Genomic DNA, 13,359 nt, shown 5'->3' on the forward strand with positions numbered 1-13,359 from the left:
GAACAGCGTGGGTACGTTCGGCGAATCCCGGAGGACCGGGGATTTCCGGTTCCGCGACGGCACCCGGCGTACTGGTGCTCCGCAAACGCACCGGCACGCCGACGACCAGTGAAAATGCTTGTGGCGCAAGGTATTTGACGAAGTGTCAGCGACTGAAACTCAACTGTCACTTATTTCACAACCGCCCCTTGACCCACGTTCTACGCCAGTAGACACTCACGACTGGCACAAGACCAACGGCATACGTGCAGCAGGACTTCACATCTGCGGCGTACCTCCGGTGCCGGCGAAGAAGCAGGCGTCGCGAATGAGCCACCACTCGGACGGCGCCGGATTGGACGGTGCGGCGCGGCACCGCTGCCCTGCGGGGGTCGGCGTGCCGGCCCCGAAGAAGTCCGAGGTTTCAACGGGGGAACCAGTGCGTTTTCAGTTGCTCGGCCCGCTCAGCATCACCGACGGGCGTTCCGTGGTCGTCCTGCCGCCGGCCAAGCCGACGTCGCTGCTCGCGGCGCTGCTCGTCCGGCCCGGTGAGGTGGTCCCCACGGAGCACCTCCGCCAGGCCATCTGGGGAGAGAGACAGCCGGCGACGGCGAAGGCGGCCCTGCAGAGCTGCGTACTGCGGCTGCGCCGTCTCTTCGCGAAATACGACATCGAGGAGCACGCCGTGGTCGCGGTCGCCGGGGGCTACCGCCTTCCGGCCGACGACGGCACCCTGGACCTGCTGCACTTCCGCCGCCTGGTGTCCGAGGCGTCCGGCGGCGGAGATGCCGAACTCTCCATACTGCGCACGGCGCTCGGCCTGTGGCAGGGACCGCTGCTGGCCAACGTCCCCTCCGACCTGCTGCACCGCGACGAGGTCCCCCGGCTGGTCGAAGAACGCCTGCGGGTCCTGGAACGGGTCTGCGACCTGCAACTGGCCGGCGGACGATGTCGCGAGGTCCTGGTGGACCTGTGGGAGGCCACCCGGACCCACCCTCTGCATGAAGGGTTCTCCGCCCAGCTGATGCGGGCGCTCTACGGGGCGGGGCGGCAGAACGAAGCACTCGCCGAGTACGGCAGGATCAGAGCACACCTGCGGGACGAACTCGGCGTCGACCCGGCCGCGGCTCTGAAGAACCTGGAGCTGGCCATTCTGCGCGGCGAGGAAATCCACGGCTCGGCCCCCGCGCCCGCGGTGCACGGCGGACACGGCGCCGCGGCAGGAGCGGCTCCGCACGGCGACGGCCCTCCCTCCCCGGGACCCGCCCTCTCGACGAGCCCCCGGCTGCCCCAGGTCCCGGGCTTCACCGGACGCTCCCGCGAGACCGCCGACCTCGTGAACCGGCTGAAGGGGAGCGGCCGGAGCGACGGGCGGGCCGACGCCGGCCCGGTGATCGCCGTCATCTCCGGCGGACCCGGCATGGGCAAGACGGCGCTGGCCCTGCACGCCGGACGGCTGGTGTCCGACCGCTACCCGGACGGCGGCGTGCTGCTGCCGCTGACCCGGCCCGACGGTACGCCACGGCCCACCGAGGAGGCGGCGGCCGAACTGCTCGCCGTACTTCCGGCCGACACCCCCCGCGGGTCGTGTCTGGTGGTGCTCGACGACGTCGTGCACCCGGACCAGGTACGGGACATGCTCGGCGTGCCCGGCTGCGGCGCCCTCGTCGTCACCAGCCGTATGCGGCAGGCCGCCCTGGTCGCCACGCACGGCCCGGCGGTGCTGCAACTGGGCGCGCTGACACCGCGGGAGTCGACGGACCTGCTCACCGCCGTGCTCGGGCGGGAGCGGGTCGCGGCGGAGGCGGCGGAGGCGAACGCCCTCGCGGAGTTGTGCGGGCATGTCCCGCTCGCACTGCGGATCGCCGCCGCCCGCCTGCTGACCCGGCCCCAGCTGAGCCTGGCCGACTACGCCGCGTGGCTGCGCCGGGGCCTGCCGACCCGGCTGGCGCTGCCCGACGACCCCCGGATGTCGGTGCCCCTGACGCTCGACGGCGCCCTGGAACGGCTGCCCGGACCGCTGGCCGACGCGCACCTGCGGCTGGCCCGGCTGGAGGGGCAGCTCACGGCACCGGACGCGGCCACCGCACTCCGCGTGCCCGAGACCCACGCCGAGGAGCTGCTCGAGCGGCTCCTCGACACCGGGCTCCTCGACGAGGAACAGCCCGGGACCCTGCGGATGAACAGCTTGTTCCGCGTGCACGCACTACACCGGGCGGCCTGAACGGACGGCCGCCCACGGGCCGTCGCCGCCGCGGACGGGGCACCGCGCTGCCGTCCGGAGCCGCCGGCGGCGACCGCGCCACGACGAGAAGACGTGGGCCGTCCGCGCCCCGACACCCGCCCCCGACCCTGCTCTCAGATCCACCGCGGCCGACAGGCCCCGACCCGGAGGTGCGACCCCGCAATGCCCACGACGCCCTACGAGGAGACCGCGGACACCCGGCCAAGGGTGCGCCGCGACGTGCTGTTCACCGAGACGCCCAACGGCGTGGTCTTCCACAACGCCGACGGTGGCTTCCAGCTCAGCTCCCCGTCCGCCTACCGGTTCGCCACACTCCTCGTCCCGCACCTGGACGGCAGCCGGACCGTGGCGGAGATCTGCACGGGTTTCCCGGACCAGCAGCGGGCGATGGTCGGCGGCCTCGTCAAGGCGCTCTACGCCCGCGGCTTCGCCCGGCCCGTGCCGGACCCCGGGCCCGGCGCGTCACCGGACGCCGCGGTCACCGCGCACTTCGCGCAGCAGATCGCCTACCTCGACCACTACGCCGACAACGCCGAAGGCAGGTTCGCCTCGTTCCGCGGCACCCGCGTCGCGGTGCTCGGTGACGGCCCGGTCGCGCACTGGTGCGCACTGTCCCTGATACGCAACGGCTGCGCGAACGTCGCCGTGGAGGACGCCCTGGCCGTGGGCCCCGCCACCGCCGCGGAGTTCGGCCGGCTCCGGGAGGCGGCGGCGGAGTGCACCGCGCAGGGGGCCCCGGCCGAGGTGACGGTGCTGCCCGCGGCCGGCCCGGCGGGCTGGGACGCGTACGAGGGGTACGACGTGGTGGTCGCCGCCGCCGGCGGCGACGCCTTCCGGACCGCGATCACCCTGCTCGCCCAGGGCGTGCCCGAGGGCCGCACGCTGCTGCCCGCCTGGACGTTCGGCGGCCGGGCGGTGGTCGGACCGGTCAGCGCCCCGGACACCGACGGCTGCCTCGCCTGCGCGGCACTGCGGCTCGGCGCGACGGGCGACCCGGCGGTCGCGGCCGGCCTGTGGAGCGGACTGGCCCTGGGAACCAGCGCGCCCCAGGTGCCGCGCGGGCCGCTCGCGGCGATGCTCGGCAACCTGCTCGGCTACGAGGTGTTCCGGCTGGTCACCGAGGCCCTGCCGGCCGAGACCCGGGGTCAGGTGCTGCTCCAGGACATGGCCTCCTTCGACGTCCTGGCGGAGCGGCTGCTGCCCCACCCGCGCTGCCCGTACTGCCGGGCCCAGCCCGTCTCGCCCGAACCCGTCGATCTGTCCGCGGCTCCCGCGCGCCCGCGCTTCGAGCCGGCCGTCGCCGCCGCCCCGGACGACGGCGCGACCGAGGGGCCGCTGGCCGAGCTGGACCGCCGGTCGATCGCGATCCGGCCGTCCGTCGGGGTCTTCACCCGGTACGCGGACGAGCCGGTCACCCAGACCCCGCTGAAGGTCGGCGCGGTGGACGTCGGGCTGGGCGTGCCCGGGACCCGGACCGTCGTCGCGTTCGACGTCCAGCACACCGCGGGCGCCCGTCTGCGGGCGCTCGACGCCGCCGCCGCGGTCTACGCGGAGCACGTCGTGCCCGCCGTGCACGAGCCGGGCGGCGCGTCCCGCGCGGACGGCTCGGAGGCCGCGCGGGTGCGGCCCGAGACGCTCTCCACGGCGACCGGCGCCGGGAGTGGTCCGGTCGCCGCCTGGACGGCGGCCACGTCGCTGCTGACCAAGGAGAGGATCCTGGTGCCGGCCGGCGCCGTACGGCCGTTCGGTCCGGACAACCAGGACCGCCGGTTCGAGCCGTCGCGCGCCGGGGCCGGCGCGGGCGACGGGCTGCCCACCGCCGCGGCGGCCGGACTGCTGTCGGCGCTCGCCCACGACGCGCTGCAGCGGGCCGTGCGCGGCACCGGACGGACCGCGGTGCTCTCCCCCGCGCTGCTCGCCGACGACCCCGAGGGCACCTTCCTGCTGCGTTCCGCCGGACATCTGGGCCTGGAGACCGAACTCCTCGACCTCGGTGAGGCGGAGCGCACCGGGGTGTCCGTGGTGCTGACCCGCACCCGCCCCGCCGAGCCGCACGAGCCGGTCCGCTGGGCCGTCGGCGCCGCCCTGGAGCCGGCCGCCGCCGCGGGTGACGCCCTCCGCGACCTGATCGGCGCGGTGCAGCTCTCCGCCGAGGGGGTCCTGGGCACGCCCGACCCGGGCGATCCGCTGCTGGCCGAGCTGGACGCGGCCCTGATCCCGGTCACGGCCGACGGGGCCGGGGAGGAGCCGGCCGCCGGCCGGCCGCCCGTGACGTGGACGGACGTACTGGAACGGCTGGCGTCGGCCGGCCGGGACGCCCTCGTCGTGCCCACGCACGCGGCCGACCTGCCCGCCGCCGGGATCCACACCGTCCGCGTTCTGCTCACCGCAGCGGCCGACGATGACCGCTGACCTGACCGAGTCCGCTGCCGGGCCGCGCGAGGACGCCTGCCGCCGCTTCGCGGAGGACGTCCACCGGGCCCTGCGCGACCTGCCCGCGCCGCCCGGACGCCCGGTACCCGGCATCGGTGTCGCAGCGCTCGGGGTGCGGGACGCCTTCACCGACCCCGGGGACGCCCCGGACACTGTCCTGCCCGTGCACCTGTACGGCCGCCAGGTGATGGTCGGCCCCTGGCCCGCCGAGGGCGGGGCGGGCTGCGCCGTGTGCCTGCGGCGCCGCTGGCAGTCGGTGCGCTCGGTCGGTCTGCGGGAGGGCCTGGAACTGCGCGGCGGCACCCGGGAGGCGGGCCCCTGGCCCTATCCGACGCCGTTCGCCGCGCAGGCCGTCGCCGCGCTGATCGCCCGGCTCGCCGCGGCCGGCCCGCACGGGGACACGCCGTTCCCCGACGTGTGGCTGATGGACCTGGAGGACTTGACGGTCCGCCACCATCCGCTGGTGCCTGAGCCGGACTGCCCCCGCTGCGGCGTCCCCGAGCCGGTGACCGCCGAGTCGGCGGCCCTGGGCCTGCGGCCCGCGCCGAAGTACCGGCCGGGTGTCAGCCGGGTCCGTCCGCTGGACGACTACGGCCTGCGGGTGGACGCGTTCGCCAACCCGCACTGGGGGGCGGTCGGCCCGTCGGTGGTGTGCGACGTCACCTCGCCGACCACCTCCGCCACGGTGGGCTGCTTCTCCAGCCGCTCCGGCGACTACCTGCGGGAGACGTTCTGGGGCGGGCACGCCGACACGTACCTCGACAGCACCCGCATCGGCGTGCTGGAGGGCCTGGAGCGCTTCGCCGGGATGCGGGCCCGGGGCCGCGCGGTCACGCTGACCGCCGCCCTGGACGACCTCGGGCCGGACGCCGTCGACCCGCGCGAGACCGGCCTGTACACGGACGGCTTCCACCGGGCGAACCCCTGGGTGCCGCCGTTCACACCGGACCGGCCGATCCCCTGGGTGTGGGGCTGGTCGCTGCGGGACGCCCGGCCGCGTCCCGTTCCGGAGATCCTGGCCTTCTACCACAAGCCGGGCATCGAGCACCGCTTCGTGCAGGAGAGCTCCAACGGCTGCGCCTCCGGGGGCAGTCTGGAGGAGGCCGTGCTCAGCGGTCTGATGGAGGTCCTGGAGCGGGACGCCTTCCTGCTCGCCTGGCACGGGATGCAGCCGCTGCGCGAGATCGACCCGTCGACCAGCACCGACCCGCGCACCCGGTTCATGACCGACCGCATGGCCATGTACGGGTACCGGGCCCGGTTCTTCGACACCCGGATCACCTTCCCGGTCCCCGTGGTCACCGGGGTCGCCGAGCGGTTCGACAAAGGGCCCGCCCGGATGTGCTTCGGGGCCGGGGCCTCCCTCGACCCGGAGGCCGCGCTGGCCGCCGCCCTGTGCGAGATCGCCACCGACTCGGTGCAGTTGAAGCAGCGCTTCGAGCGCGACGCGGACGGGTACCGCGCCATGGCCGCCGACTTCGAGAAGATCACCAGCCTGCACGACCATCCGCTGGTCTACGCCGTGCCGGAGATGGGCCGTCACGCCGACTTCCTGCTGCGGCAGTCCGCGCCCGCGCCGCTCCTGACCGTGGCCGACCTGGCCTGGAGCCGCGCCGACGGCTCCGGTCCCGACGTGCGCGACGACCTGCTCGCCGCCGTGGACGCCGTGACGTCCGCCGGCTTCGACGTCGTCGTCGTCGACCAGACCACGCCCGAGCAGCGCGCTCTGGGGCTGTACACCGTGAAGGTGCTGGTGCCCGGGCTGCTGCCGCTCGACTTCGGCTGGACCCGGCAGCGCGCCCGGCACATGCCGCGCATGCGCACCGCGCTGCGCGAGGCGGGGCTGCGTCCGGACGACCTGCCCGAGTCCGGCCTCAACCCCGGCCCGCATCCGTTCCCATGACCGGCCGACCGCCGCGGCGCACGGACGCCGGCGTACCGAGGAAGAACCGAGGAAAGGGGGAGCTCATGGGGTACGCCCATGAGTACGCGCACGCCGTCCTGCACCGCGGGCGCGTCCCGATGGAGCCCACCGACCATGTCGTGAACTGGGACGACGGTCCGCGGCGGGGCAAGTACTATCCGGCCGCCGAGGCGTTCGCCCTGCCCACCACCGAGGACCTCGCCGACGTCCCGGTCGCGCCGGGTCTGCTGCCCGGCGCCGTTCCGGTGCAGGGCGGCGACGCCGCCCCCGGCTTCAGCCTGCCGCTGCTGTCGGCGATGCTCCAGGACTCCTACGGGCTGACCGGGCGCCGACTGGGCGTCCAGGCCAACACCGACCTGCCCGGTCTGCCGTTCTACCCGCACGCCAACTGGTCGCGCGGCACCGCGGGCGGCGGAGGCCTGTACCCGGTGAGCATCCACTGGGCGTCCGGCGCCTCCGGTCCCCTCACTCCGGGCCTGCACTACTACGACGTCCACCGGCACGCCCTGCAGCGGCTGCTGGCCGGCGACGTCACCGACCGGGTCCACCGGGCGCTCGGCCCGGACGCCCCCGCCGAGGTCCTCGGCACCGACCAGTATCTGATCCTCGGCGTCAAGTACTGGCAGAACTCGTTCAAGTACAACAGCTTCTCCTTCCACGTGGTCTCCACCGACATCGGCACCCTGGTGCACACCTGGCGGATCTGGGCCGCCGCCCGGGGGCTGCGCCTCGCCCCGGTGATGTGGTTCGACGAGCCCCGGCTGAACGAGCTGCTCGGGGTGACGGGCGACGAGGAGTCCGTGTTCGCGGTCGTGCCGCTGGTCTGGGACGCACCGGCGCCCCGGCGGGACCGGGCCCGCGAGGACGCGCCGCGCACCGACCCGGCCCACCGGCCCTCCGTCCGGCACCGCGACGTCGAACGCTCCCGCACCCTGCTCGACTTCACCGCGCTGCGCGCCATGCACCGCGCGACCCTGGCCGGCGCCGCCGACCGGCCCCCGCCCGGGGCGCTGGCGGCCGCCGCGGCCCTGCCCACCGACGCCGGCGGCAACCGGGTGGAGCTGCCCGCGCCGGCCTTCCCCGGCACCGGCCTGCGCCGCACCCTGCGCGAACGTCGGTCGAGCTTCGGCCGGTTCGACGCCCGTCGCCGGGTGGCCGCCGAACACGTGTCGGCGGTGCTGGCGGCCTGCGCGGAAACCCGGCCGGCGGGCGACGCCGACCCGGCCGGGGAGGTCCGGCTCGCCCGGATGTACGCCTTCGTGAACCACGTCGAGGGCGTGGAGCAGGGCGCGTACGTCTACGACCCCGACCACGGCGACCTGCGGCTCGTGGCCGCCGGTCCGCAGGGCTCCTTCCTGCAGGAGAACTACTTCCTGGCCAACTACAACCTGGAGCAGGCCGGGGTGGTGATCGTGCCCACCGTGCGCACCACCGCCGTACTGGACGCCGTCGGCGACCGCGGCTACCGGCTGGCCGTCGGCACCGCGGGCGCCGTCGCGCAGAGCTTCTACCTGGCGGCCTCCGCCCTGGGCCTGGGCGCCGGCGTGGCGCTCGGCTTCGACAACGTCTCCTTCGTCGAGCGGCTCGGCCTGGCGGACGGGGACGAGGCCCCCCTGCTCATCATGGCCCTCGGTCACGAACGGCCCGGGTCCGCCGACTTCCGCCACGAGATCGCCTGACGGCCGCGAAGGAATGTTCATGACCCCCATAGAGTCCGGCGCCCGGACCGCCCACCCGGAGCCCGCCGCCCCCGGCGCCCACTGGGAACTCGGCCGGCGCTTCGTGCTGCGCGCCGCCGGCCTGCCCGTCGAGACCGTGCACGGCCTGCGCTGCCCCGGCACCCGCCGCTGGGCGGACGCCGTGCTGGACGAGGACGAACGCCTGAGTGCCGCCGGCGCGGAGCTGAGCGACCTGCTGCACACCCTGGTCAAGGCGACCACCGGCCCCGAGGAGCACCCGGGCGACGCGGCGGCCCGCCGCGGCCTGATCAACCTGCGGCGGCAGATCTTCAACAACCGGCTGCCGGCCGACCCCGCGGCGTCCGTCCGTCTGGTGGCGGAGCGTGACCCGGAGACCGGCCGGCGTACCGAGGAGTGGCTGCGCGACCGAGCCCGCCTGGACGCCCTCCGGCGCGACGGCGCCGCCCTGCTCGCCGGTGAACTGCGCGAGAACCGCCGCGCGTTGCGCGCGGTGCTGGCCGACGACCGGCTGCGCCTCGGGCTGCTGCTCGCCTCGCCCGCCCTCGACGCCAGGCTGGACACCTACCTGCGCGACACCGGCGAGCGGCCGGGCAACCGCCTGCGCAAGATCGAGCGGTCCGCGCTCACCTACCTGTACCGCACCGCCTGCAAGACCAGCCCCTTCAGCACCTTCACCGGCATCGGCCTGGGCGCCTTCACCGACGGCCCGGAGCCCGCCGGGGCGGCGCTGCGCACCGGCGAGAACTGGGTGAGTCACGTACGGCTCAACGTGGTGGCCCTGGCCCGGCTCACCGAGCTGATCACGGCCGATCCGGTACGCCGCCAGGACCTGCCGGTGGTCCTCTCGCCGGGCTGGGGCCGCGACGCCGACCGCATCCGCTATGTACGCCACGTACTGGCCGCCGGCGACGACAGTGCGGCGGTCACCTTCGACGCGGTCCGCGACCGGCTGTTCTTCCTGCGCAGCAGCGGCACTCTGGAGCGCCTGCTGGAGTGGCTCGGCGGGCACCCGGAACCGGTCCGCCATCGGGACCTGGTGGCCTGGCTGGAGAGCGAGCACGACGCGGGACGCGACGCGTGCGAGCGGTACGCGTCGGCCCTGCTGGACCTCGGCATGGTGCAGACACCGGCGCTCCGCGCGAACGTGCACGACCTCGACCCGCTGCGCTCCTACCAGGACGCCCTGCGCTCGCTCGGGGCCTCCTGGGCCGACGGGCTCGCCGCCCTGCTGGACGGCGTGGCCGACTGCCTCGCCCGCTACCCCGCGGCGGGCGTCGACGAGCGCCGGGCCCTGCTGGGCAGCCTGCGCACCGGGCTCCTCGACGCCCAGCGGGAACTGGGGGCGGCCGAACCGGCGCTCCCGCAGACCCTGGTGTACGAGGACGTGGACACCGGCGGCGTGTCGGAGTGCGCGTCTGCCGTGCTCGGCCGGGAGACCGGCCGGGCGCTGCGCGCCGTCGAAGGCGTGCTGCCGCTGTTCGACCTGACACTGCCGCAACGCATCACCCTCATGGGGTTCTTCGTCGCCCGCTACGGCAGCGGCGGCCGCTGCGACGACCTGCTCGGCCTGATCCACGACTTCCACGAGGACTTCTTCGACCAGTACGTCTCCTTCACCGCCAAGCGGGTCCCCTTCGACGACCGGGGCGCCTACGTGCCCGAGGAGAACTGGCTCGGGCAGCACGAGATGAGGTCCCTCGACGGGGCCCGCCGGCACTTCCACGCAGGCATGAGCGAGCTGTGGCGGGACGGCGCGGAGCGCGGCGCGGAGGAGATCGAGCTGCCCGCCGCGCTGCTGTCGGGGACCGCCGCCGAACTGGGCGGGATCACCGGCCACTTCACCCCCCAGAGCCACCACCTCCAGCTTTCGCGGCCGGAGGGCGGCCGGCCGCTGGTGGTGCTCAACAAGTCGTACGGCGGGCTGGCCTTCCCGTTCAGCCGGTTCACCCACCTCTTCGACGGCGCCGGCCCGGACGGCGACCCGTCCGCCCCCGGATTCTGTGACGCGCTGCGCGCGGAGATGGCGGCCCGCTGCCCGGACGGCGCCGTCCTCGCGGAGGTCACCGGCGGTCCGGTCACCAGCAACCTCAATCTGCACGGCCGGCTGACCGCGCATCAGATCGTCTGCCCCGGCGAGACCAGCACCGTGCCGGAGGAGGACCGGATCCAGCTGGACGACCTCTACGTCGTCCACGACGCGGCGGCGGGCCGGCTCGTGCTGCGCTCCCGCCGCCTCGGCCGTGAGGTCGTGCCGGTGTACCTCGGCTACCTCGTGCCGATCGCGCTGCCGGAGATCCCGCGCAGCCTGCTGCTCCTCTCCCCCAGCACCATGGCGCCCTTCGACGTCTGGGCGGGGGTGCCCGAGGGCGAACCGGTCGACGGCGTCACCCGCAGGCCCCGGGTCAGGCACGGGGACGTGGTGGTCGCCCGGCGGACCTGGACGGCGGACGCGGAGGTGCTGCCGGTCCGGGGCCAGGGCGGCGGCGAGGAGGAGCACTACCTGGAGTACCGGCGCTGGCAACGCGCCCACGGCCTGCCGGACCGCTGCTTCGCCACGGTCTCCCACCCCGGCCAGGGGCCCATCGGGGCGAAGCCGGTCTACGTCGACTTCGACAGCCCGCTGTGCCTGGCCACGTTCGACGCCCTGGTGGAGCGCGGGCCCGGCACCCGGGTGGCCTTCCGGGAGATGCTCCCCGCCGAGGACGGCCTCCACCTCACCTCCCCGCGCGGCCGGCACGTCGCCGAACTCGCCGTGGAGACCTTCACCACCCGTCAGCCGCCCCAGTCCGACCAGGAGGTCGCACCGTCATGTCCGAACTGACCGAACCCGCGTCCTCCCCGCCCGGCGCCGCCCCCTCGCCGTGGCTGGCACTGCACATCTTCTACGCCGCCAACCCCCAGCCGCTGCTGGTGAAATGCGTCCGTCCCCTGGTGGACCGGCTCACCGAGGAAGGGCTGCTGTCGGGCTACTTCTTCATCAACTACTGGCTGGAGGGCCCGCACGTCCGGCTGCGGCTGCGCCCGAGCGGCCCGGCCGTGGAGGCCGAGGTGCGGCGCCGCGCCGAGGAGGCGATCAGCGGCTTCCTGAAGACTCGCCCCGCCCTGTACGAGGTCGACTCGGGCTTCCTGAAGGACTTCTACAACTCCCTGTTCGACATCGAGTTCCCCGATGCGGACCGCGCCGCGTACATGGGCCCGGACGGCCGGATGAACCTCCGGCCGAACAACTCCTTCTCCTACGAGGCCTACGCCCCCGAGTACGCCAAGTACGGCGGGCCGGCCGGCGTGGAGCTCGCCGAGTGGCACTTCCGGCACTCCAGCGACCTCGTGCTGGAGGCGTACCGCAGCATGAACCTGCACCTGCGGACGGTGCTCCTGGGCACGTCCGCGCAGCTGATGATGGTGATGGCCGGCTGCTTCCTGCCCGAGGAGGACCGGCTCGCGGACTACCTCGACTCCTACTACGACTTCTGGCACCGGCTGTTCCCCGGCACCGGTTTCATCGGGTCCAGCGAGTACGAGCGCACCTACGACCGGGAGGCGCCCGCTCTCGGCGCCCGTTTCGCCCAGGTGCGGCAGACGGTGGCGAGCGGCGACCTGTCCCGGCTGCCGGCGTTCCTGCGCCGCTGGGCCGAGCACTGCCTGGAACTGCGCGAGCGGGTGGTGGACCTCACCGCACGCGGCGAACTCGCCTTTCCGGCCTGGGACGGCCCGGCCCGTGAGGACGCCGGCCAGGCGCGCACCGACGACCCCGACGCGGCCCCCCTGGTGACGGTCACGCACGCCCCGGCCGTGCTGCCCCGCCTCCTCTCGCCGTACATGCATATGACCAACAACCGGCTGCACGTCACCATCCGGGACGAGGCGTACCTGGCCTTCGTCCTGGGCCGGGTGCTGCGGGAACCGGCCCAGGGACGGCAGGCCGCCTCATGAGAGACACCGACCACGCCGGTCCTGCCGCCGGCCGGTCCGGCAGGGCGGCCGCCGCGCGGGCGTACCGGCCCGCTCTGCGGGCGGGTGTGCTGATCAGCCCGCCGCTGCTGCGCGGCCCGCGCACCGTGCACCTGATCAAGCACCCGGTCAGCGGCGCCGCCTTCGAAGTGGGCCCGCGCGAGCACTTCGTCATCGGCCTGCTCGACGGGACACGGAACGTCGACGACGTCGTGGCCGCGTACGCGGAACGCTTCCGGCGCAGGCTGCCGGAGGAGCAGTGGACGCGGCTCCTGGGGCTGCTGGGCACCCGGGGCCTGCTCGACGGCTCCCCGGACCCCGCGCCGCCGGAGCCCGGCCCGGCCCGTGCCGGCACCTTCTGGGCGGGCAGCCGGCGCACCGTCGCCGACGCCCATGCGACGACGGGCCGGCTGCACCGGCTGCTGCGGCCGGTGCTGCGCCCCTGGGCGCAACTGCCGACCGCCGCCGCCGCCGTGGCGATGGCCGTCGCCGTTCTCGCGGACCCGGGGGCGTTCCTCGGCGGGACGTGGGAGCTGCTCACCAACCCGTGGGCGCTGGTCCCGTTCGCGGTCTTCCTCTGGTTCAGCATCTGCCTGCACGAACTCGCGCACGGCGTCGCCGCCCGGCACTACGGCGGGGTGGTGTCCGAGATCGGGCTGCGCTGGCGGTTCCCCGCCGTGATGATGTACTGCCGGGTCGACAACTACCTGTTCCTGCCCGGTCTGCGGGCGAAACTGGTGGTCGCCGCCGCGGGCGCCTACGTCAACCTGGTCCTCCTGCTGCCCTTCGCACTGTGGTGGGCGCTGCTGGCACCGGCCGACCCGGCCCGCCCGGTGCTGACCGGGATGCTCTTCATCGGCATCGTGCAGGCGCTGAGCAATCTGGTCCCGCTGCCGCCGCTGGACGGCTACCGCATGCTCGGCCACCTGCTGGGGGCCGCGAACCTCGCCCCGGAGACCGGGACGTATCTGACCCTGCGCCGCCACGGGCGGGACGCCGTCGCCGCCTACCCGCGGCGCGCCCGCCGCCTGTACGTCTCCTACGCCGTCGCGGCGGCCGCCCTGGTGCTGAGCGCCGCGGCCGGCAGCTGCGCCGCCGTCGTATGGCTGTTCCTCCACTGACGCCCC

General features: G+C 74.7%; 7 protein-coding genes. All 7 read left to right on the plus strand.

Annotation, left to right across the window (positions count from 1 at the left end; all coding sequences use genetic code 11):
* The first annotated feature begins 418 nt into the window (after positions 1-418).
* The 7 genes from ACWD01_RS20485 to ACWD01_RS20515 all read left to right on the plus strand — a co-directional run bounded on the left by ACWD01_RS20485 (position 419) and on the right by ACWD01_RS20515 (position 13,353).
* Entirely contained in the window at positions 419-2,203 is a 1,785-nt protein-coding gene (locus ACWD01_RS20485; protein ID WP_451163772.1) for a BTAD domain-containing putative transcriptional regulator, read from the plus strand.
* Positions 2,204-2,386: 183 nt separating this feature from the next.
* Positions 2,387-4,636, plus strand: a complete 2,250-nt coding sequence (locus ACWD01_RS20490; RefSeq protein WP_451163774.1) for a TOMM precursor leader peptide-binding protein — start codon at positions 2,387-2,389, stop codon at positions 4,634-4,636.
* On the plus strand, positions 4,626-6,560 hold the full coding sequence (locus ACWD01_RS20495; RefSeq protein WP_451163776.1) for a TOMM precursor leader peptide-binding protein: 1,935 nt from the start codon (positions 4,626-4,628) through the stop codon (positions 6,558-6,560). The genes ACWD01_RS20490 and ACWD01_RS20495 overlap by 11 nt, the downstream gene beginning before the upstream one ends.
* A 65-nt stretch (positions 6,561-6,625) precedes the next feature.
* Positions 6,626-8,260, plus strand: coding sequence for a nitroreductase family protein (locus ACWD01_RS20500; protein ID WP_451163778.1), 1,635 nt, complete (start codon positions 6,626-6,628; stop codon positions 8,258-8,260).
* Positions 8,261-8,273: 13 nt separating this feature from the next.
* Positions 8,274-11,102, plus strand: coding sequence for a lantibiotic dehydratase (locus ACWD01_RS20505; protein WP_451163780.1), 2,829 nt, complete (start codon positions 8,274-8,276; stop codon positions 11,100-11,102).
* Positions 11,090-12,214, plus strand: a complete 1,125-nt coding sequence (locus ACWD01_RS20510) for a lantibiotic dehydratase C-terminal domain-containing protein (protein WP_451163782.1) — start codon at positions 11,090-11,092, stop codon at positions 12,212-12,214. Before ACWD01_RS20505 ends, ACWD01_RS20510 begins: the two co-directional genes overlap by 13 nt.
* Positions 12,211-13,353, plus strand: a complete 1,143-nt coding sequence (locus ACWD01_RS20515; RefSeq protein ID WP_451163784.1) for a metalloprotease — start codon at positions 12,211-12,213, stop codon at positions 13,351-13,353. The genes ACWD01_RS20510 and ACWD01_RS20515 overlap by 4 nt, the downstream gene beginning before the upstream one ends.
* Positions 13,354-13,359: the final 6 nt, after the last annotated feature.

This window comes from Streptomyces sp. NPDC002835 (assembly GCF_053591995.1).